The organism is bacterium, from assembly GCA_014360495.1.
Classification (GTDB): domain Bacteria; phylum Armatimonadota; class JACIXR01; order JACIXR01; family JACIXR01; genus JACIXR01.
In genome coordinates this window covers 169,643-190,758 of record JACIXR010000004.1, presented here as the reverse complement: position 1 = coordinate 190,758, position 21,116 = coordinate 169,643, and the positions used below count along the sequence as shown (strand labels likewise).

Annotated in this window: 19 protein-coding genes; 5 read left to right on the top strand and 14 right to left on the bottom strand. The window is 46.7% G+C overall.

Going from position 1 to position 21,116, the window contains the following annotated elements:
- Nucleotides 1–19: 19 nt before the first annotated feature.
- The 10 genes from nagA to H5T88_04685 all read right to left on the bottom strand — a co-directional run bounded on the left by nagA (nucleotide 20) and on the right by H5T88_04685 (nucleotide 8,911).
- Nucleotides 20–1,153: an N-acetylglucosamine-6-phosphate deacetylase gene (gene nagA, locus H5T88_04730; protein MBC7329647.1), complete on the bottom strand. Its 1,134-nt coding sequence runs from the start codon at nucleotides 1,151–1,153 to the stop codon at nucleotides 20–22.
- A 4-nt stretch (nucleotides 1,154–1,157) separates the two neighbouring features.
- Nucleotides 1,158–2,114, bottom strand: coding sequence for a hypothetical protein (locus H5T88_04725; GenBank protein MBC7329646.1), 957 nt, complete (start codon nucleotides 2,112–2,114; stop codon nucleotides 1,158–1,160).
- Nucleotides 2,086–2,766, bottom strand: a complete 681-nt coding sequence (locus tag H5T88_04720) for a hypothetical protein (protein ID MBC7329645.1) — start codon at nucleotides 2,764–2,766, stop codon at nucleotides 2,086–2,088. The genes H5T88_04725 and H5T88_04720 overlap by 29 nt, the downstream gene beginning before the upstream one ends.
- Nucleotides 2,767–2,781: 15 nt before the next feature.
- A complete protein-coding gene (locus H5T88_04715) occupies nucleotides 2,782–3,534 on the bottom strand; it encodes an amidohydrolase (protein MBC7329644.1) in 753 nt (250 codons plus the stop codon).
- Between the two features lie 142 nt (nucleotides 3,535–3,676).
- Nucleotides 3,677–4,795, bottom strand: coding sequence for a hypothetical protein (locus H5T88_04710; protein MBC7329643.1), 1,119 nt, complete (start codon nucleotides 4,793–4,795; stop codon nucleotides 3,677–3,679).
- A 16-nt stretch (nucleotides 4,796–4,811) separates the two neighbouring features.
- A complete protein-coding gene (locus H5T88_04705; protein ID MBC7329642.1) occupies nucleotides 4,812–5,879 on the bottom strand; it encodes a shikimate dehydrogenase in 1,068 nt (355 codons plus the stop codon).
- Nucleotides 5,876–6,787 (bottom strand): quinate 5-dehydrogenase, encoded by a 912-nt coding sequence (locus tag H5T88_04700; protein MBC7329641.1) that lies wholly within the window; start codon nucleotides 6,785–6,787, stop codon nucleotides 5,876–5,878. The genes H5T88_04705 and H5T88_04700 overlap by 4 nt, the downstream gene beginning before the upstream one ends.
- Complete coding sequence (locus H5T88_04695) at nucleotides 6,765–7,628, bottom strand: type III pantothenate kinase (protein ID MBC7329640.1); 864 nt, start codon at nucleotides 7,626–7,628, stop codon at nucleotides 6,765–6,767. The genes H5T88_04700 and H5T88_04695 overlap by 23 nt, the downstream gene beginning before the upstream one ends.
- Nucleotides 7,529–8,356 carry a hypothetical protein gene (locus H5T88_04690; GenBank protein ID MBC7329639.1) on the bottom strand — a complete coding sequence of 276 codons (828 nt, stop codon included), beginning with the start codon at nucleotides 8,354–8,356 and terminating at the stop codon, nucleotides 7,529–7,531. The genes H5T88_04695 and H5T88_04690 overlap by 100 nt, the downstream gene beginning before the upstream one ends.
- Before the next feature lie 399 nt (nucleotides 8,357–8,755).
- Entirely contained in the window at nucleotides 8,756–8,911 is a 156-nt protein-coding gene (locus H5T88_04685) for a hypothetical protein (protein MBC7329638.1), read from the bottom strand.
- Nucleotides 8,912–9,203: 292 nt separating this feature from the next.
- Here H5T88_04685 and xylB point away from each other — a divergent pair, with 292 nt between their 5' ends.
- The 4 genes from xylB to H5T88_04665 all read left to right on the top strand — a co-directional run bounded on the left by xylB (nucleotide 9,204) and on the right by H5T88_04665 (nucleotide 12,897).
- Nucleotides 9,204–10,727: a xylulokinase gene (xylB, locus tag H5T88_04680; GenBank protein MBC7329637.1), complete on the top strand. Its 1,524-nt coding sequence runs from the start codon at nucleotides 9,204–9,206 to the stop codon at nucleotides 10,725–10,727.
- Between the two features lie 15 nt (nucleotides 10,728–10,742).
- Complete coding sequence (locus tag H5T88_04675; protein ID MBC7329636.1) at nucleotides 10,743–11,180, top strand: flavodoxin family protein; 438 nt, start codon at nucleotides 10,743–10,745, stop codon at nucleotides 11,178–11,180.
- Between the two features lie 2 nt (nucleotides 11,181–11,182).
- Nucleotides 11,183–12,340: an alcohol dehydrogenase catalytic domain-containing protein gene (locus H5T88_04670; GenBank protein MBC7329635.1), complete on the top strand. Its 1,158-nt coding sequence runs from the start codon at nucleotides 11,183–11,185 to the stop codon at nucleotides 12,338–12,340.
- A 71-nt stretch (nucleotides 12,341–12,411) separates the two neighbouring features.
- Nucleotides 12,412–12,897, top strand: coding sequence for a transcriptional repressor (locus H5T88_04665; GenBank protein MBC7329634.1), 486 nt, complete (start codon nucleotides 12,412–12,414; stop codon nucleotides 12,895–12,897).
- A 62-nt stretch (nucleotides 12,898–12,959) separates the two neighbouring features.
- Here the strand turns inward: H5T88_04665 and H5T88_04660 are convergent, their stop codons facing one another.
- Nucleotides 12,960–13,118, bottom strand: coding sequence for a hypothetical protein (locus H5T88_04660; GenBank protein MBC7329633.1), 159 nt, complete (start codon nucleotides 13,116–13,118; stop codon nucleotides 12,960–12,962).
- A gap of 139 nt (nucleotides 13,119–13,257) precedes the next feature.
- Between H5T88_04660 and H5T88_04655 the strand changes: the two genes are divergently transcribed.
- Nucleotides 13,258–13,509 (top strand): DUF5320 domain-containing protein, encoded by a 252-nt coding sequence (locus H5T88_04655; GenBank protein MBC7329632.1) that lies wholly within the window; start codon nucleotides 13,258–13,260, stop codon nucleotides 13,507–13,509.
- A gap of 47 nt (nucleotides 13,510–13,556) precedes the next feature.
- Here the strand turns inward: H5T88_04655 and H5T88_04650 are convergent, their stop codons facing one another.
- The 3 genes from H5T88_04650 to H5T88_04640 all read right to left on the bottom strand — a co-directional run bounded on the left by H5T88_04650 (nucleotide 13,557) and on the right by H5T88_04640 (nucleotide 21,116).
- Nucleotides 13,557–17,696 (bottom strand): hypothetical protein, encoded by a 4,140-nt coding sequence (locus tag H5T88_04650; GenBank protein MBC7329631.1) that lies wholly within the window; start codon nucleotides 17,694–17,696, stop codon nucleotides 13,557–13,559.
- A 230-nt stretch (nucleotides 17,697–17,926) separates the two neighbouring features.
- Nucleotides 17,927–19,975, bottom strand: coding sequence for an alpha-L-fucosidase (locus H5T88_04645; GenBank protein MBC7329630.1), 2,049 nt, complete (start codon nucleotides 19,973–19,975; stop codon nucleotides 17,927–17,929).
- Nucleotides 19,976–19,994: 19 nt separating this feature from the next.
- Nucleotides 19,995–21,116, bottom strand: a complete 1,122-nt coding sequence (locus H5T88_04640; protein ID MBC7329629.1) for a GNAT family N-acetyltransferase — start codon at nucleotides 21,114–21,116, stop codon at nucleotides 19,995–19,997.

Here is a 21,116-nt window from a genome sequence, read left to right as displayed (position 1 = left end):
TTAAAACGATAAGGTTTGTTTAGTCAAGTCTTTTATAAATAATTTCACCATTTATTATCGTGATTTGAACTTGAAGAGAACTATCTAATACGACCAAATCGGCGTTTCCGCCAACCCTTATTCTCCCCATCCCCTCCAAACCTGCTTCCCTCGCTGGATTTAGGCTCGCCATTTGAATAACCTCTTTTAAGGGAAAACCGAGGGAAGCGACATTTCTAACTGCTTGGTCAAGGGTCAAAGTGCTTCCCGCAAGCACATCCGGGGCATCCTTAAAGGCAATTCTCCCTTCCCTCTTTACCACTATCCTCCCATCCATCCACTTATATTCCCCATCCGGCAAACCAGCATAAGAGGCGGAATCCGTGATGAGTATCACTTTATCCTTTCCCTTAGCCTTGATGATAAGCTTTACTATGATTGGATGAAGATGAATGAAATCCGCTATGACCTCGCAAGCAATCCTCTCATCAACAAGCATCAATCCCACACACCCAGGATTGCGATGGTGAAGGGACGGCATAGCGTTGAAGGTATGAGTAGCCTTGCTTATTCCTGCGTTTATCCCTTTCAAAGCTTCTTCCCAGCTCGCATTGCTATGCCCCAATGAAACTATAACACCCGCTTCTTTCAATCTTTTTATAGCTTTTAAGGCGCCCTCCACCTCGGGAGCAATCGTCACCATCTTCACTCCCGCCTCAATCAGTTCTTCAATTTCCCTCATATCAACAGGACGGATTGCTTCGGGTGGCTGGGCTCCCCGCTTATCCATACTTATATAAGGGCTTTCCAAGTGCGCCCCCAATATCTTTGCTCCCCTTCGCCTTGCTTCCCTCACATCCTTCAAAAAATCAATCAGCTTCTGATGTGAACTGGCAACACCAGTGGGAAGAAAACCAACCACACCATAGCGAGGCAAGAGAGCGGATATCTCCTCAATCGCTGACCTCCCATCCATCGCATCATACCCACCCAAACCGTGAGTATGAACATCAATAAACCCCGGTGCAACTATCTTCCCACCTAAATCAATCACTTCCGCCCCCATTGGTGGATTTAAATCGCCGATTTCCTTAATCTTCCCATCTTCAATCAATATATTTCCCTTTATAACCTCTTCCGGAGTGTAAATCTCTCCATTTCTAAGAAAAATCATATAATCACTCCTTTCTAAATTTCCTCTGAAGCTTGGCAAGCTCATCAAAGGAATAGCTCGTGAGAAGCTGGAGAGTATAAAAGTTTTTCTTATTATAAAAATCCCTCTGATAGACAAAAGAAAGTCTATTGTGTTTATCAATTTCCCAAGAGATGCCAGCTCCTCCCAATCGGACTTCCCTCTCCTTATCCATATCAAAATTAAAAGAGCGCCAGGAAAAAAGACATTCAATCTTATTTTTTATGGGTGTCTTCGCAAGAAGGAAGAAACCTCCGACATTGATGTCCTTATCTCCACCGATGTGAGCTTCACCGAGCAGATGAAAACTCCCAACCAAGGCTTGAAAATCCAGGCCAACCCTTGATTTATCTATCAATTGGGAAGTTATTCCTTGCTCATCAACTAAAGGAAGTCTTCCAGATAGAAGGGAAAAGCCGAAGTTCCCTTTGAAGAAGGGATTATCAGGTATCTTCCTCTCAACTCTTAAAATATATGTGGTTCTCTCGCTCTTTGAGCCCCCTGTTCCATGAGAGGCGGAGAGAATAAATTTGTATGGTCCATAGCTACCCTGGAGGCAAGCACCTTCATCAAGCCTTAAGCCAATGCTTTGCTGATATAGCGGCTGAATTACCTGAAAATGGGGGTCATAAACTGCGTTTAAAGCGAAGGGCAAGGGAAAACGACCAACCTTTGCTATGAGTTTATTATCGGCGAAATTGATTGTGAACCAAGCCTCGCCTATTCGTAAATCGTTTCTCTCACCTTTAGGCGATTGGTTTAGGGCTTGGAGGTAAATTGTGCCGGCAGGCAATTCGTATTTATAATTTATCTCTTCCCCATAGAGGAGGATGTTGCTTTTTTCGTTGGTGATGAAACGGGAATCAAGGGCGATGTTTCCTCCAGCGAAACATCGGAGAGAGAAAAACACGAAATTAAGAAAGAGAAAATATCTTCTTTGCATTTAGGCTCAAAATCAACTCCCTATCCTCAGATGAAGGGAATTGTTCTTCAATTAATTTCAAATGTAGAAATGGTGGAAGGAAGGGAAGGCGGGAGCCGAAAAGAAGTTTGCCCTTCAAATTATCGCTTGCCCTTCCCGAGCCAATTAGAAAAGGAGAGAATTCTATGTATACTTCTTCCCTTTCAAGGAGGTAAAAAGCTTCCCCAAGCTCCTCAAGCGGTATCTCAAGGAGAACTACGGGAGGCAAAGGAGTTATATCCAAAACAAGAGGAACGAAATCGCATAGGATGGGAAGGGATAGCTTAGCAGCAGAACGGAATATCTCTTTCAAGACAGTTCCGTTCTCAGAGTGCCTGCGGAATAGACGAAGGGCAATGAAGCCCTTCTCTTTCGCTTCCTCTATTTCCTTCATACACCTCGGATAATCCCTTGGGTCTACGGCGAAAACAGGAAGGAAAAAAGGATTTTGCTGAGATATATAGAGCGTTTCCCTATTCCCTTCCCTATAGGATAAGAACGAAGATTTAAAGGAAATCGCCAAGCCTTTGCTTATTCCCGCTTCCTTTAATAAATTGGAAACCCTCTGAGGACTGGCGTCAATCATCGCTAAGGGGTAAAAACCCCATTGAACATTTACATCTATTATCTCCATCGGCAACACCTCTCTTCATTCATCGTTTTCTATTCCTAAAAGATTGGCGATGTTCTCTCCTAAAATCGCTTTCTTCTTCCTTTCCTCTATTTCAAGCTTTAACACCTTCTCCATCTCTTTCCTTGTGAATGAAACAGGGTCTGGCTGATTACTCGGTCCATCCGTTCCCCAGATTACCCTCTCATACCCAACCTCAGAAATCGCCTTCTCAATTTTATCAACCAATAGAACTCCGCTGATGTCAAGGTAAAGATTGGGATAATCTTTTGCTAAGTTAATGAAACGGTCAACGAGGTCGCCATCGGAACAGAGATAATAACCTAAATGGGCTACGATTATCTTCGCTTTGGGGAAAGATTTCGCTAGCCTCTCCGTATTTTGGTAATCGCCCGCCGGGTCTATTAGGAGGGGAACATCTAACTCGCTCGCCAAAGCGAAGACGGGGTCAACGATATAACTCTCAAGGCGACAAATTCCAGCGTGCATTTTAATCCCCTTAAAGCCTCGTTTCTTGATCGCTTCTTCCGTTAATTTAAGCGTCGGTTCAACAAAGTCAGGAAGGGCGTAGAAGAAAGGGATAAATCTACTGGGATATTTACTCCTCGCATCTTGAAGTTCCTCCATGGCTTTTCTTGCGGGAACATAGAGTCGTAGGAGGACAGCCTTATTAACCCCCACCTCGTCCATCATTTTGACGAGGTTCTCGGGAGTGCCTTCCTCTCCTACATAAACATCGTCTCGCAAGTGGAGATGAGCGTCTATCACCATAGTTTATTAATTATAAAGAGTTCAGAGAAAATTAAGCAAGGAAATTATTCATCGGGAGAAGAACACACATCATGTGCACTTTGAGATTCTTCCTCGGACCAATTTTGAAAACTTCTTCCCCCGTTTGCAAGGATTTAAAATTTCACTTCCTAAAGCTTTTGCAATAGTTTGCCACCCATCTAACTCTCTCAAGGGCTTCCTCGCCTCCGCCTTCCGGCACCTCATCGGAAACCCCTAGAACTAACCTTGGGTGAAACATCTTTATTATCTTCTCCGTGAACTCCTCCAATGGTTCTCTTGAAGGGTAAATCTCGGGAGAGAAAAGGACGGCTGGCAAACCATCCAGGAGCACCTTATCCCCTATATGCTCCTTTATTTCCTCCAAACTCACATCCCCTTGAGGCAAAGGAGTCAGGGCTTCGTAGCCATCAAATGGCAGATATTTGAGATACTTCAAAAGGCTCTTGAAATAACCATCTATATGGATGTGAGTGAAGATTCCCGCCTTCCTCAATTGACCTGAACGCTTTTCGTAAAAGGGAATCAAGTATTTTTCAAAATAAGCTGGAGAGAAAAGATGGTCGTGAATATTTTCCCCGAAATTTATAATCCTCACCATCCCCGAACCGATGATTTCCTCATAAAGTGGGTCATATGCATCGTCTATTGCCTTCATCAAATCCTCCACTTCCTCCCTGTGGTCGTTTAAGGCATATATGAATTGGTCCAACTTCATCCAAATCTGGGCAAGGGCTTGGTAAGGGCTTTTCGGCACCCAAAACTGGGGCTCTCCCCTATCCCCGATGAAATCGCTGCCCTCTTGAAACTTCTCCTTTGAGAAATGATAAGTTGTGTTTTGATAAAGCCACTTCAAACCTCTTAGCTCCTCAAGGGAATTCCCCACGGGGAATTTCACTGTATGCCAGACTCCATCGGGATTGATTTTCAGCTTCCTAACGAGTTGGCAGAAGGGTGTCTCTATAATCTCCATTGCCTCGTTTTCGCCGAACTCGTAATTAATCTTCACTTTCTCGCTGTATTTAACCTCCACTGGGTCGGGCATTCCCGTGTAGTAGTGAACATATCTCATTGAGATATCCAGCTCATCATAGAGCTCCAATAGACTTTTATCCTGGTAGCGAGGCGGCAGTTTGTTGAATTGCTTATGCCAAGCATACCAAGGCTCTAATCTCGGCTGGAAGAAAGGATGAGGAATCTCCTCGCCTTTGAAGATTCTCAAATTCATCTCCTTTTTAGTCATTCTGTTCACCTCTATCCTATCTGCCTGCGAGCCTTCGGACCTCCTCTATCCTCTCGGGAAGGACTGGCTTCTCAAAGCTTCTGAACCCTGCGAGGCGAAAGCCATGCTTTTTCGCTAACTTCGCTATCGTATCCGCCTGCTCTAAAGTTACCTCCTTCCCCAGAGTAAAGTTTCCCTCGTATCCCTCCAAGGCTAAAATCATGGTCTCCGCCATACAGGCGTAAGCGGTCTTGGGAGGAAATCCGAAATCAAAGCCGAAATCAACATCCCCAGGGACCGCCACTACCCCACCTTCTATCACCAATACATCCCTCCTTTCCTCCTCCACCCTCTTTGAGACATCCCTTGGACGAGCCACATCGCAGACCACCGCTCCTCGCTTTAAATCCTCGGGGAAGATTATCTCCTCCATCGCCGATGTCACAGTGAGCACTATATCCGCTTCCCTCAATCCCTCGCTTACATTCCTCTTTATCTCAACTTTACAATCCGTCTCCCCTTCTATCGTCTCTTTCACTTTCTCCAATTTCTCTACGCTTCTTCCTATGATGTTCATTTTCGGCACTTCCCTCGCCAGTAACCTCGCGGATGTAAAGCCTATTGAACCGCCCGCTCCGACAACCGCCGCTACTGCTTCTTTCGGATTTATACCCACCAATTTAGCCGCCTCTATCGCTCCCTCAACAGCAGTTACGACCGTATATGAGTTTCCCGTCGTCACCCCAATATTGATGTTCTTCGCAAGCGTTATCCCTCCATCTCCCACAACGGAGGTAAAAGCCCCTAAACCCACTATCTTTGCTCCCAGCTTCTCCGCCAGTTTCCCCGCTTGAATAAGCCTTTTGTAAACGAAATCAAGGGGATAAGAAAGAAATTGGCGAGGCGTTAAGGGAATTCCTATGAACCATCCCTCCGTTTCCGCTCCCGTGGGCGAACGCACTCCTCTTATCATGGATACCTTAAACGGAGGGAAATGCTTCGTTATCGCCTCCAATAACGGAACCGGTAGAATGGCAAGAGGTTTCAGGCTTTTCTTTATATCCTCTGGTGATATGGGATGGATGATAAAGGCGAATCTGTTCACTCAAACACCTCCACCCTCGGTTGCCAGCCGAAGGAACGCATGACCTCCAAGAATTCCTCCTCGCTTATCTCGTCCGCCCTCTTCCCCAAATAGCTCACCACAGCCCCCTCCCAAACATTCACCCCAAAACTCCTTCCCTGTATAGCAGGAGTTGTAGTTATCAACATCTTAACTCCTTTACTTTTTAGCATGTTAACATCTTCTTTCGTGGTTGTATTTGTTATGATTATCTTTCCGGGAAGCTCGGGAGGAGAATAGCGTTTTATGTAATGAAAATCTCCCGCAATCACATCAGCCCATTGGAAGAAATCAACGAATTTCGGCTCTGAAGGCTTCTCTTGCTCCTGCCCAACTGGATATAGCATTTTGAAGGGAAGCCTGCAGATAAAGGGGAGGAAAAGGAAACCCAGAATATTAACCGCTCTTATTGAACGCATGGGGATGCGGACACCGAAGGAAAACATCAAGTCCCCGAAAACAATCTCCTTTGCCAAAGAAGCAAGAGCTGAAGCCATCCCGAATCTATCAACAGCCGTTATCTGCATAACCTTCTTCTCCTTGAAATTCACTATCCCTTCCCTTTGGAGCATATTTATAGCTTCCTTTTCCAAGGCAAGCTTTAAGAAAGCACCATCGGTCACCGGGGTGACCTTCGCCGCATCAGCGAGCTTCTTTGCATCCTTTATTATGTATTTCTTCCATCCAGTTATAAGATAAAGGTCTATTCCCCCCAGCCCAATCGCATCTACATTCCCATCTAATTCCTTTATCAAAGAGAGGGCTTTCTGGAAATCTCCATCCGTTCCTATTCTCTCCATAACATAAGGGATGCCAAGAAGTTCTATCTCCACTCTGCTATCCCTCTTAGAGGAACCCAAGCTCACGCTAACTACTCTTTTCCCAGGCAAGGCATAAGCCCTCCAATGTTAAAAATTTATCAACAACGCAGGAGAAACAAACCTGCTTAGCAAAGAATTCGCCCATCCCTCCCGTCAAGACGATTATCGTCTCCCCCATTTCCTCCTTAATCCTTTCAATTAACCCCTCAACTAACTCAACCGTCCCGAAGACGACTCCGCTTCTTATCGCTTCTTTCGTGCTTTTCCCTATTACCTCCTTGGGAACATCTATATCTACTTTTGGAAGGCGGGCAGTTGCGGTAAACAATCCCTGAAGAGATATCTCAACTCCAGGGGCGATTATACCACCGAGATATTCCCCTTTCCCGGAGAGGACATCAAAGGTTATAGCGGTGCCGAAATCAACTATAATCGCTGGACATCCATAGAGCTCACGACAGGCAATTGCGTTCGCTAATCTGTCCATCCCCACTTCCTCGGGGTTTTTGTAAAGGATACGAATCGGCGCTGGGAAATCCTCTCCCATAAAGTAGGCTTTCTTTCCGTAAGAGGCGAACGCTTCTTTTATTATTACATTTAATGAGGGAACAACGCTTCCCGCCACCACTTCCTCAATGGATTGGATGTTCCTATCAAAGCGATTCAGAAGGCTTTCAAGCATTAACGAGAACTCATCGGAGGTGAGCAAGCGACGAGATGATAGACTAAAGGAACTAACAAGCTCCTTATCTTCAAATAAGCCGATGTGTATCTTCGTGTTCCCTATGTCTATGGCGAGGAGAGACTTTCCTATTGAGTGCCACCTCCGGGCATTTGAGGAATCATTTGCTGGAGCTGGGGTCCCATCATCTGCATCCATTGACTCATTGATTGCATCATCTGATTCCAAAATTCCGGCGGTATTGATTGCATAGCCCTAAATGAAGCGCCAATCAATTGCCCCATCTCCTCAGGACTGAGGGTTGTCAACATAGAGAAATATTCGCTCATTATCCTCTGAAGAAGAGCGGGGTCATTGAAAATCATATTAAATGCCCCGAATAACACCTGCTTTCTCTCCTCAGGAGTCATAGAAAGGAAAGAGTTGAGCATAAACCAGTTAAGGTTGAGATAATCTTGGGGCGATAACTTCGCAGATGAGATGGAAGCGAGCTGAGCTATGTTTGCGGGACCGATTTCCTCCCAAACGACATATACAGTTCTCAAATTCTTTTCCCCTAAAGAAGCCTTGCTGGAACGCATAAAGACCAAATCGCCATCCTTACCTTCTGCAACAACCTTGGAGATTCTAACCATTTTAAGAGCTTTTGCTGTGATAATTATGTCTTCTTTGGATATCTTCTCACCGGATGGGAAAACCAGCTTTGCCCATTTCAAACTCGGCTGCAAAACGGTAAGCGCGTTCAGGGCTTCCTCAAGGGTGGAACAGCGAATGCTTCCAGTTAGTCTCGCTTGTAAAGTGCCCTCGGTGATTATCTCTTCCTTTGTCTCCTGGGATAGCTTGGTGAGGACCTCGTTCACGGGGGTGGATTGGAGGTCTAAGGCTATCTGCCCTGCCCAAATAGAGGAAACATAAAGGCAAATGGTTAACAAAGCAATGGTTCTCAATTGTATCACCTCTAAAGAATTTTACCACGAAGGGGGAAACGGGTCAATGAAATATGGGATTTCATAACGGGGTTGATTCCACTTTTTCAAAAACAATTTCCTACTCTTTAATTGCTCAGCCAGCCTCTTTCTCTAATCTCCAGTCTTCACTTATTAGAAGCTTCTCAATGACAATTAGGTTTCTTCATAGTATAAGATTGCCATTGGCTCCCTCCTGGAACCCTCGTATCTATAGGTGTAGGTTTTAAATGACAACTCTTTGCCATAGCGAGGTCAAAACCTCACTGTCATTGCTGGCATGGGTAAAGGTTTTTGAAAAAGGTGGATTTCAAATAACGAAAAACAAAATGTCTCATATAAAAATCTATATCCAAAGAAGCGAGTCCGACAAAGGAGGACCTGGCAATTTCATTCCTTCTCTATGATTAAATACGAGATTGCCACGCCTTCTGCGAAGCAGAAGGCTCGCAATGACAATGGGGCTCTTATCCCGCTACGGAAGGAATTGTCGCTAAAACCTATACCCATAGATGCGAGGAGCGAGAAGCGACGAAGCAATCTCATGAGATTGCCACGGGCTCCCTACGGGGAGCAATGAGAAAAAAGCATAGAACTTGCCAGTCCCGCCTATTTTCAAAGCCCTTACCCATACCAGCTATCGCTGTAAATAAGTCTCTTTTACATGAAGCCCGCGATGACAAAACTCCCTCTCATCGCAGGGAGCGAAGTGATGAACAAATTTCTCTTTGTCTAAATACGAAATCATCACGCCTCTCTCATTTATTTAAAAAATCCTTGTATAACAAAGCCCAAAAGTAGTATAATTTTCCAATAATTAACGAAAGGGGGTTATTCTATGCCTCTTTTTCTCGGAATAGATGTAGGAACCACCTCCACCCGTGTCCTCGCCATCAATGAGAAAGGTGAAATCAAGGCAAGCATATCAAAGGAGTATCCTATGCTCACGCCGCAGCCCGGCTGGGCAGAGCAGGACCCAGAGGATTGGTGGCGGGCAACAGTTGAGGGAATAAGGGAAGCCATTGCACGGGGAATAAATCCGAATGAAATAAAGGGAATAGGGCTATCCGGTCAGATGCATGGCTCGGTTTTCCTTGATAAAAATGGGAAGGTCATCCGCCCAGCAATCCTCTGGTGCGACCAAAGGACAGCTGAACAATGCGAATGGATTACGAATAAAATCGGCAAGGATAAGGTGATTGAATATACATCTAATCCCGTCCTTACGGGCTTCACCGCTCCTAAAATCATCTGGCTGAGGGACAAGGAACCCTCCAACTTTGAGAAATTGGCGAAAGTTCTTTTGCCCAAGGATTACATTCGCTATCGCTTAACGGGTGAATATGCAAGCGAGGTCTCGGATGCCTCCGGAACGAGCCTTTTTGATGTCAAGAATCGCAGATGGTCAAAGGAGATGGTTGAGGGAATCGGCTTATCTATGGATATCCTACCTAAAGTCTATGAATCTCCCGAGATAACTGGTCGCCTCTCAAAAATTGCCTCCGAGGAAACAGGGCTTCCTGAAGGAATACCTGTTGTTGGCGGAGGAGGAGACCAAGCGGCTGGCGGTGTTGGAGCAGGAGTGGTTGAAAGAGGCAAGATTTTCGTCAGCTTGGGGACATCCGGCGTGGTCTTCGCCTTCACAGAAGAGCCGGTGATAGATAAGGGGCTTCGCCTCCATACATTCTGCCACGCTGTCCCTGGAAAATGGCATGTTATGGGGGTGATGCTTTCAGCAGGCGGTTCTTACCGCTGGTTCCGAGACGCCCTCGGCGAGCCAGAAAGAGCTGTGGCCAAATTGATTGGCGTTGACGAATACGAGCTGATAAATAAGGAAGCGGAAAGAGCCCCTGCTGGCTGTGAAGGGTTGATTTTCCTTCCCTACTTAACGGGTGAGAGAACTCCTCACGCCGACCCCTACGCAAGAGGCGTTTTCTTCGGCGTGACATATAGATGCACTAAAGGCTATCTCGCGAGAGCCGTTATGGAAGGGGTCTCCTTCGGATTGCGCGACTCCTATGAGATTATGAAGGAAATGAATATCCCCGTTGAGGAGATAAGGATGATAGGTGGCGGAGCAAGAAGCAAACTCTGGAGAAGCATAACCGCGAGCATTTTCAATATGCCTAACTATACCCTCAATTTGGAGGAAGGTCCCTCCTTTGGAGTTGCCCTGCTAGCAAGCGTGGGAACAGGATTTTATTCATCAGTGGAAGAAGCTTGTAAGGCTACAATCTATCTAAAGGAGAAAACCGAACCAGTTAAAGAGGATGTGGAGGTTTACGATAAGCTCTATACTCTTTATCGTTCCCTCTACTTCTCCCTTAAGGACCATTTCCGCCAATTGGCTAATCTAATTTGAAAGGGAGGCGAGATTATGAGGACCTTGATAATCTACCATTCGCCACAAGGGATATGCGAGAGGATGGCAAGGGCTATAGCTAAAGGAGCGGAGAAGAATGGAGAGGTAATCCTGAGAAGCGTTGATGAAGCCAGTCCCAAAGAGCTCTTGGACGCCGATATCATAATCCTTGGCTCCCCTTGCTATTTCGCGAATATGTCCTGGCAGATGAAGAAGTTCATTGACGATTCGGTTGAATTTTATGGGCAGTTAAAGGGGAAGAAAGGCGGGTGCTTCGTCTCCTCCGCTACATTGAAGGATGGCAAGGACGCCCTCCTCGCCCTTAAATTGGCGCTTGAAATCCACGGTATGGAGGTGGAGGAAGGACCAATAGCGGTAGGCGTTCCAACAGAGGAATTATTGAAGGAGTGCGAGGCTTATGGGGAACGAATCACGAAAATAGGAGGTGAATAGAAATGAAAGCGGCTGTTTTTAGGAAAACCGAAGATGGTAGATGGCTCCCCAGCACGAAGGAAATTCCCATCCCCGAACTAAATGACGGGGAGCTATTGATGAAGGTGGAATCCTGTGGAATCTGCCAAACCGACTTGACGGTTTCCCTCGGACGTTTCAGGGACCCAAGGTTTATCCCCGAAGAAGTCGTTTTGGGACACGAGTTTTGGGGTGAAGTTGTAGAGTTAAAGGGAAGAGTCAATGAAAGAAGGGTGAGCCTCGGAATGGAACCATTGGATGTGGGAGATTTGGTCGTCGCGGACCCCAATATAGTCTGCCTTCACGGAGAGGCTCGCAGCTGGCGTAGAGAGGGTGGAACCTGCTATTTCTGTTCCCAGTTCATCTCCGCCCTCTGCGAGAAAGTTCAGCATATCGGCGTTCATTTCAATGGCGGTTTCGCTCAATACTGCAAACTTCCCGCTGAGCAAGCTGTTAAGATATCCAGCAGAGATAAGGAATTCTGGAAGAAAAAGGGGTATTTCATTGAGCCCCTCGCTTGCATCCTTTGGGGAGTAGAGAGGCTCCAGCCCGACCCAGGGATGTCAGTTGCGATAATGGGCGCGGGACCAATCGGAAGCCTCTTCGCCCGCACGATGAGGCTTTATATGCCCTCAAAACTGATAATCATAGATGTAGACGATGGGCGTTTGAATACAGCCAGGAAGCTTCAAATAGGAGATGAATATGTCAATTCAAGGACAGAGGGAGAGGAGAAGATTAAGGAAATCACAAATGGTGAAGGGGTTGAATGCGTGATAGAAACGGCTGGTGCACCTCAAGCTTTGGGATTTGGGATAAAGATAGCGAAAAAGGGAGGAAAAATTCTGGTGTTCGGCGTTTCCCCTATGGGCGCGATGGGAGAGGTTGAGCCATTTGAGATATATGAAAAGCAGTTGGATATAAAGGGCGCCTGCATCTATTCCACAACCCCACCCCACAAGCCCAAACCAATCCATTATTTCTTCAAGAAATCAATAGAGCTTTTAAGCAAGGAGCTCGTTAAGGCTGACGATTTGGTCCTCAGTGATGAACATATCCATCCACCGGAGGAGATAGAGGAAGCCTTTGATCAGATAAGAAACAAAGTCGGATTAAAACACATAGTGAACTGTTGGAAATGAGCAGAGACTTGCCGAAATGAGTTAAGACTTGTAAAATCTATTTGAAAATAATTTTCAATAGAGGTGATTAAATGCCGAGAAGAGGACCCATGGGACCACCTTGGTGGCGTCACTGGTTGAGAAACTGCGGTTGCAGGATAACGACGCCGAGGGAGATAATACTGGATGTCCTCTCAAGGGCTCCCGGACATTTCAGCGCAGACGAGATATTTTTTATGGTTAAGCAGATGTATCCCCAAATAGGTTTGGCGACGATTTACAGAACCCTTGAGCTTTTATCCAATATGGGATTAGTGCACAAATTGGATTTTGGGGAGGGAAAGGCAAGATATGAGTTGGCTCAGGGTCCAGAGACCAAGGGGCATCATCACCACCTCATCTGCCTTCGCTGTCATAAGGTAATTGACTATGAAGAGATTAGCGAAAAGGAGAAGGAGCTCTTGAAGGAAGTGGAGGAGAATTTGGAGAAAAAGTATGATTTTAAAATCACCGACCATTTCTTCAATTTCTATGGAATATGTAAGGATTGCCAGAATAAAGTAGACGAGACGAAATAAAGGGTTCCCTTTTTCTCATTGTGAGTTTGAAGCTTGTTTCTCCTTGTAAAAATATTCGAGCCTCAGCCACTGTCATTGCGAGGAGCGAAACGACGAAGCAATCTCCGGAGATTGCCACAGCTTCCCTTAGGGAGAGCCTCGCAATTACAGCCGTGTTTGGGAGCTAATCCCTTTTCTGTTATTGGAAGCGTTCTGTGAAGCCGAAGTCGTGAAAATCTCATTTTTGAAGCATCCTTTAAATAACACATTCCGTAACCAAAAATAAACTTTTCTCTTCCCTCTTCTCATATACCTTGCCTTTTGCCCACTTTTCAGTTATAATTATTAATGATAATCATTATCAAAAGGAGGTGATTATCTATGTTCTGGTTCGGAGGTTTTGGAAGAGGTTGGCGACATTGGTGGAGGCTCACGGGAATGCCCGGCTGGCTTAGAGCCGCCCGCGGTCTTCCCGCTTGGGGCAGCGGTTGGTGCTGGTGGTGGTTCCCCTACTTTACTGGCAGGCTCTCCAAAGAGGAAGAAATATCCCTCTTGAGGGAGCAATCGGAGAATTTGAAGCAGATTCTCGCGGAGATAGAGAAAAGGCTTGAGGAGCTGAAAAGGGAAGGGTAAATAAAAGGGGGGGGGCGGGCGTAAGCCCGCCCCCAAAAAGAATCTCTCTAAAGCTCTTCAAATTCCACCCGAGCTATCCACAGATTCCTGTCCTCGGGCGGCTTCCACTCATCATTTATGAAGCTCAACCGGAAATTGTGCCTTCCAGCTGTCAGATGCGCCACAATTGAGTGTGGACTCCAATCCTCTCCCTTACACTCCACTTCTCCAAGCTCCTTCCCATCAATCTCAAATCTAACTATCGGATAAATACCGCCCAAAGGCGTTCCCCTCGCCACAATTGTTATCCTATAATCCCCCTCCTTCGCCACCTCAATATCGCTCTCCAATGTGCCATTGGAAGCCAACGCTATAAACCCCTTGCCCCTTCCAAGAAAGGGGATTTCCCCCACCGGCTTTAACATCTCCGCTTTCAAAACCGCGATGTTGCCCATTGGCATAGATTTTGCTCCTAAAGCGTTGAGCAAGCTTCCTATGAAGCGCCTCGCCTTGATTCCATTTCCCGCCGGCGGCTCATCCCATCTGAGAGAATTCAAAATCAAGGTGCCCTTACCAACGGGAATATAGAGAATAGCCGAAGGGGAAGTCAAATCCTCCATACTATCCTTTCCCTTCACCTTCCCTATGATGAAGCTCTCCACCCAAAGATTTCGGTCCTCGGGAGGAGCCCAAGCATCGTTTACAAAAGCTATAGCCAATTTATGCTTACCTTTTTTCGCTTGGAATGAACAGGAATAGAGTCTTCTCTCCTGGCTGCCGATATAAAGCACCGCAACCTTCTCGCCATCAAGGTAAATCTCAACGAGGGGATAGACTCCGTAGCAGGGCGTTCCTCTCGCAACCAAGCCGAAGTTGTAAACTCCCGTCTCAGGGAAATCTATCTCCCATTCCGCTCTCCCTGCGCCGAAAAATCCCAGCTCCTCCCCTTGAACCTCCAGAACACCGGTAAGCGAACCGCCTTTTACCGCAGGATACCTCTTAGCGCTCTCAAGTGCCATCTCGGATGTGAAAATTCCATCGGCTGAGTCCATCGCTAATGGGGCTCTTTCCCACCAAGCTCCACTGGTTGGACCAAGCCAGTAGAGGTCCTCTCTCGTTAAGTAAGGCAGAATATCGCCCTTCACTTCATCCTTTCGTAAAATCGGACCCCTATAAGGTTGAATCGTGATTTTTTGACCCGTGAGCTCTTCAATTGCGGAGAGGTCATCCGATTTCGGTCTGTGCCATAGGATTTTTCCTCCCGCCTGCAGAAATTCCTTCATACGAGTTATGTTTTCCTCTATTTCCCTTCCACCGCCCTGAATTACGAGGAGATTGACGGCAGGATAGCGGAGCTCATCGTAATTCTTTAATGGGCGATAAGCGAGGCGTAGTTCCCTTAGCTTTTCCTCAAGAGAAGAGGGACCGAAGACGAGCGTTTCGCCTTGAGGAGGAGAATACTTAGCGAGATAATAAAGCATTCTCTCAAGAAGCAATCCCGCCATAGGCTCGCTTTTCAGCTTGCTCCCCACTTTAAGCTGGCAAATTAGCCAAATTCCCTTCCCTTGCCTGATTTCAATTAATGGTGCGTGGGATAGCCCATCGCCCGCTCCCGTTACAACAAGTGGCAGAGCTCCCGCCTGCATGGGTCTAATTGGCTCGTTCTCGCTCACAATGTTATCCCCTCTCCACCAACGCAAATCCTCATTATGTATACCCTTTAGGATTGGATGAACGGAAATCTGGGGAAAGGCGAAAGTTGAGGATTGATTATCCAGGGAAACGGGAAGCAAATCGCCCGCCGAAGTGTCCTGCTCCAAAACGAGGATTTTCCCACCTTTATCTACCATATCAGATAGAATCTTTCCACCCTCCTCTCCTCCTATAACCACTCCTTCCTTCCGCAAGGAAGACAAAGCTTTGGGAGCAATGACGAGGATTCCCTCTCCTTTCCAATCCGCGAGATTATCAAGAGAATTAAACTCTGCACCGAGCTCCCGCAAAACGGTGGTCAGCGTCCCCTTGGGGTCGTAGAACCAGATGGGAACAGCTGGGAAGATTTCCTTTGTCAAGGTTGGAAAGACCTCTACTAACCATTCCTCCTTGAAAGAGGGAGCTCCCTGTGCATCAGCTGTCAATATCAATTTCAATTTTCTGCGAGATTCAACTTTCGGCAACGAGATGTTTATCCTCTTCTCAATCATAGCCCCGCTCTTCATGGAGAGCGTTTCACCGCCCTGCTCAATAACCTTATCTCCATCTAAGAGAGCCCATCTGAAATTTACTTGCGATAAATCCTTCATAGTATCGTTGAAAATCCAAACCGTCCTCTCTATTTTCTCGCCTGAGTAGAAGCGAGAATCGTATTCCTTAAGGAAAGCTGCCAGAGGACGATACATATCCCTTTGTGCCACCCAGCAGGGATTGGTTTCGTCAAGCGCTCCCTGTTCAATGACGGTCCAGGGCGAATGCCCGCTGACATCAAAATAGCGATAGGCTAAAATCTGCATTCTCCAAGCCAGCGCCTTTGATAAAGTTCTATAACTGGACAAGTCTTTATAGGCTTCGTCGCCGAAGAACAATGTATTGGGCGCAGGGGAACTCATAGGCACCCAGAGATATTCTCCTATATAAAGGGGCTTTTTATGGTCCCAGAGGAAGGGTTGTTTGCCGATGAATCCACCACCGCCGTAATGATAGCGTGGTTCGTTTAGCCAATAAGCATCATTGGGCCAAAGACGCTTTTCGGGAAACTCGTTTGGATAATGCATACCTATCACATCGGCGACTCCTCCCGGGTCGCCATCGGATTCATAGGTTATCGGGCGAGTTGGGTCCTCCGCCTTGACGATTCTTCCCATCCTCGCCAAATTCTCAACTGTATCGGGATGCTCCTCGTTCACTCTCGGACCAGTGAGCTCGTTCTCCAAGCTCCACATAACTACTGAGGCGTGGTTGTAAAGATGACGAACCATAGAGCGAAGATGCTGGGCATAATTCTCCCAGAATTTGGGGTCAAATACGCGATAGCTCGTATCGTCGTTCCAAATTGCAGCCTCAGGAATCATCATCAGCCCTATCTCATCAGCCACTTCATAGTAGATATCCTGCCAGGGTTGGGTGTGGGTGCGAAAGGCAACGGCGTTCATTTTCTTCAAGGAAAGGAGCTGGCTCAAAACGAATTCCCTTGTTACGCCCTGAGTTGGAGGCCACCAGGAGGAGGCAAGGAAATGCACTTTCTTTCCGTTGAGATAGAAATCCCCCTCCTGCGTCCAAAGCTCCCGATAGCCGAAGCGTTCCCTCAAGACATCACCGCTCGGCTCCAACTTGAGCTCCAAAATATATAGAACGGGAGTGTAGGGAGACCAAGTTTCAAGGGGAGGCTTCTCATAGATTATGGTAATTTCCCTCGTTTCGCCAGCGGGAATCTCAACTTTTCCCGAGCTCTTGCTGGCGATAGCCTTCCCCTTTACTCCCCATTGACCAGACTTATCCCTTCCCTTTCCATCCCAGCGATAGATATCTCCCTTCAGAGTTATCCTCTCGCTCTTATTTCCTGCATTTTGGATTTTCACATACACTTTAAGCTGATTCTGGCGGATTGAGGGTCTTATTAGAACTTCTTTGACATAGACATCGGGGACGGAAAGGAGATAGACGCTGTTCCAAATGCCGTATTGAGCGAAATGACCACCGATTGGTGAGATGATTCTATCTTGGGGAACCTCCCTGAGCTCTACATTCCTCCTCGCCATTGTGGAGGTGAAATCTACCTTTTCCCCCACGAAGACACCAGTCCAATCATGGCAGCCGATGAGGATTTCGTTCTGCCCACCGAAGCGAACAGCACCAGTTATGTCCAGCTCAAATGCATCATAGCCATTGAAACATCCGCCGACATACTTCCCATTCACCAGAACCTTGCTGTTATATTTCACCCCACCGAAGCGAAGGATGACGCGGGAGCCCTGCCATTCCTTTGGGATGTTTATCGTCCTCCTGAACCAAGCTCTCTCGTAGTTGAAGCCATAGAGGGTGCCGGGTATGGTTATTTTCTGCCAGCCCGAGGCTGGTGGCGGCTCATCAAGGGAGGAAACCTTAACGAATTCCCATTGTCCATCAAGGGAAACCATCAGCCTTGATGCGGATAGTGTCGGAATGAGGGAGAAAAGCAAGCCAGTGGCAATAAAACCTATTGAGACCTTCAACCTTTCTCGCCTCCTTTTTGATTTTCAATTTGAGGATAATTATTGAAAAACAAATTGTCAATATTAATTATGGGGAAGCTTCCTCTAACTCTCATTGCGAACCCGCCGAAGGCGGAACTCCTCGCTGTAATTGGGAGGCTTCCCGTAAGGGAAGCCGTGGCAATCTCAACAGATTGCTTCGTCGCATCGCTCCTTGCAATGCCGAAGAAAAATGTCTCTTCCTTATATCCTCACATCACCTTTATCATCAAATATGTATCCAATCTCGGAATCTTTATCTCCCAAAATCCTTCCTTCTCATTAATCGGCAAATCAATCTCGTCTGGGAGCATCACAGCCTTCTTCAGCGCCTTGCCATCCTTCTTTATCCTCACCTTTAAATCAAAAACGGGAATATTGGGAAGCTCGGTCTGGAAATTCAGGAGATTTATGATATATCCTTCCTCCTGCCTGAACATAGTCACTTCAACCGCCTTGGGAGCATCAACTTCAAATGAAAAACCCTCTCCCACCAACCTCCTTATCAACCTCTGAAAGAATTCCCTATGTCTCTCCTCACCGACCATATCCAGTGGTCCCGCAACCCAAATTACCTCCCCTTCCCCAAACTTCCGCCAGATTATCGCCGGATGTTCCGTCTCCATTCCAGGCGGATTGGAATGAATTGAGACACACTTCGTTTTATCCGCGGGGTCGGTATAGGGAAGCGTTATCTTGGCGAGAATCTCCTCCTTATTCAGGGGTTTGGCTATTATCTGCTGATGGAAAAGAAGCAGGGGATATCGGGGTGTGATGTCGCCGAATAGGGATGAATCTTCCCTCGCCGGGCTAACATAAGTTACCCCTTCCTTCGTCTCTCCCTTATAGGAAACGCCGAAGACATCTGCAAGGAGAAAATCGCCCCTCTTCCCCTTCTCCCCGTAGAGAGATGTCTGATAGCTGGCGTAAATTTTGCCTCCAGAAGCGACATAGCTCCTCAGTGCCTCCGCTTCCTCTTCATCCATATATAAGACATTCGGCAATATCACCGCCTTATAGTTCTTGAGCTTCCCCAAATTCCTCTTAGTTATTATCCCAAAGGGAATATGGGCATTGAGGAGGCTCTTAACTGTGTTAAGGGCGCAGTCAAGATGGGGTTGCCTTCCAGATGTCTCCAAAACGCTCTTCCCATTATCCTGCGGGTCGAATTTGGACTCAAAACTGAAATAGACGCCAACATCCTGAACAAGCTCACCGCCGATGAACTTCTCGTATCTCTTCACCTTCTCATAGATTTCCCCCATCGTCTCATAAACCCTTTCGTTCAAAGTTCCTATTGGGTCTATGGCGTCAATGAAGAGGAAAGCGCCTCCGTTAGCTATTGCGGAAAATGTCTGCGCCTCCATAAGCTCCTTCGGCTTAGTAGTCGTGTGGTCGTTCAGGTGAATGCATATGCTCGTCATGAATTCAAAAGGCTGATTTCTCGTTAGATTGTAATAGAGCTTGCAAATGAAGGTTTCCTGCAAAGCTCCGCCGTAGAAATCCCCGCCACAATAATCGCTCGCAGATGCGATTGCCTCCGTCACGCCGAAAACCCAATTCGCAACGCAGGTTGAGAACTGATGCTCAACGGAGACCTCTGGCTTCAAGCTCTTAACCTTCTCCGTCATAACCCGCGCGAATTCCGATAGCCATTCCTCCCTCTTTCTCTGAAATTCCATCCATGCGGGATTATCCCAGTTTATGATTTTCGGCATCTCCTTGCCCGTTTCCCTGAGGAATCTCTCCTGACAAGATGGGCAGTAGCAAACTATTGGCCAGAAGGTCATATCAAAGAAAATCCCCTCAAAATCGTATTTCTTGCAGAATTCTTCAACTTGACTAAGGGCGAAATCCCTGTAGCCGGAATTGGGACAACAAACCCCATAGCGCCCAGTCCAAGCCCGCGCTTCCCTTCCATCAGCCAGCCTCATCCTCCACTCAGGATGGTTATCATAAGCCCAATTATTATAAATAAGACTGTAATAAACTACGACATTCATTCCCGCCTTGTGGCAAAGCTCTATCAATTCGCCTGTTATATCCCTTCCTTTTATCCCCCTATGCATATGACCCGTCTTCGTTCTCCAATAGCAATGACCGATATGGGAAGTGGCATAAATCATAGCGGTTGATACATTCGCCTTTTTAAGTAGCTCAACATATCTCTTCGGCTCAAGCTGGGAGAGGAAACGCTCATCCCAGTCATCAATATGCATATCAATGAGATTTCTCCTGAAATCCCTCTCAAACCATTTCATTTCTTTTACTTTCCTCCTTTCAAATGTAATTGATTCCATACCAAACGAAGGGAATGGGTAGCATTTTCCTCATCAAACCCCTTAGCTTACCCTCCCCTTCTATCTCGTATCCTCCCGGGCGTGAGAGAATGGTCCAGGTCATTGTGCGTCTATCCTTCATTACGAATTCCTCTTCTCCGAGCGAGACGATATACCTCCCATCCCTCTCCTCGAATCTCACCTTATCCGCCTCCACACCAATCCTCTCCCTGAAATAGGGTCTCATCCTCTCCATAAGTCTTGTGAAATTGAGGATTCTCACGGTTCCAGATATCGGAATAATCGTCGTCCAGACCCCTTTGTCCTGAATTTGCTTCGCCAACCCCCTATCCTCACAGGGAACGGGAAAAACGAATCCCGCAAGTCCATATCTCTCAAATATATGTGGGATGGCATCAATTAGAGCCTTCCCATCTCCCGCATACTCCCTAACCTCCGCCATCCTTCCATCCTCCCAGAAATGGACGATGAAATACCCCTTGAACTCCTCCTTCTCCTTTATTATCAAGAACTCACATGGTGCGTTCATAACGAACTTGCTCTTGATTGCTATCTCCCAATCCTTCCTCGGTCTTATGAACCTCACAACCTTTTCCTCATAGGCTCTAATCATCTCCTCCAGATATCTCTCCGGTGAATCCTCAATTGAGATTTCCTCTTTCTTCTCAAACCTCCATAAATCCCTTTCCCTCACCTCCAGCCTATAAACTTCCCCGATGAGAAGGCAATCGGCGGAATCATAGAGCCTTCTTATCCCAGAGACGAGCATAAAATCGCAGCCGTGCTCCTCAAATCTCTTTATGCAATCGTTCAACAAGATTGTAGCGTATCCCCTGTTGCGATAGTTTGGATGCGTGCATACAGCTCCTACCAACCCAACCCTTGAGCGACAATTATAAATAGATATGTCCCTTTCGAGCGTGCCGATGTGGGAGACGGGCTTTCCCTCCTCAACAATTACCCGAAGATTATCAAGATTCTCCTCATTGAAAAGGATACGATATTCCTCCTTCATCGCCTGCGTCTCCGGGCGAAACACTAAATTAACCAGCTCTATGAGGTCCCAAAATTCCTCCTTTTTCGTTCCTCTCGGTCCTTCCAT

Coding starts and splice junctions, on each gene's coding strand:
- nagA (MBC7329647.1), bottom strand. CDS start 1,153: ATGATTTTTCTTAGAAATGGAGAGATTTACACTCCGGAAGAGGTTATA.
- H5T88_04725 (MBC7329646.1), bottom strand. CDS start 2,114: ATGCAAAGAAGATATTTTCTCTTTCTTAATTTCGTGTTTTTCTCTCTC.
- H5T88_04720 (MBC7329645.1), bottom strand. CDS start 2,766: ATGGAGATAATAGATGTAAATGTTCAATGGGGTTTTTACCCCTTAGCG.
- H5T88_04715 (MBC7329644.1), bottom strand. CDS start 3,534: ATGGTGATAGACGCTCATCTCCACTTGCGAGACGATGTTTATGTAGGA.
- H5T88_04710 (MBC7329643.1), bottom strand. CDS start 4,795: ATGACTAAAAAGGAGATGAATTTGAGAATCTTCAAAGGCGAGGAGATT.
- H5T88_04685 (MBC7329638.1), bottom strand. CDS start 8,911: ATGAGATTGCTTCGTCGCTTCTCGCTCCTCGCATCTATGGGTATAGGT.
- xylB (MBC7329637.1), top strand. CDS start 9,204: ATGCCTCTTTTTCTCGGAATAGATGTAGGAACCACCTCCACCCGTGTC.
- H5T88_04675 (MBC7329636.1), top strand. CDS start 10,743: ATGAGGACCTTGATAATCTACCATTCGCCACAAGGGATATGCGAGAGG.
- H5T88_04670 (MBC7329635.1), top strand. CDS start 11,183: ATGAAAGCGGCTGTTTTTAGGAAAACCGAAGATGGTAGATGGCTCCCC.
- H5T88_04665 (MBC7329634.1), top strand. CDS start 12,412: ATGCCGAGAAGAGGACCCATGGGACCACCTTGGTGGCGTCACTGGTTG.
- H5T88_04660 (MBC7329633.1), bottom strand. CDS start 13,118: ATGAGATTTTCACGACTTCGGCTTCACAGAACGCTTCCAATAACAGAA.
- H5T88_04655 (MBC7329632.1), top strand. CDS start 13,258: ATGTTCTGGTTCGGAGGTTTTGGAAGAGGTTGGCGACATTGGTGGAGG.
- H5T88_04645 (MBC7329630.1), bottom strand. CDS start 19,975: ATGAAATGGTTTGAGAGGGATTTCAGGAGAAATCTCATTGATATGCAT.
- H5T88_04640 (MBC7329629.1), bottom strand. CDS start 21,116: ATGGAAGGACCGAGAGGAACGAAAAAGGAGGAATTTTGGGACCTCATA.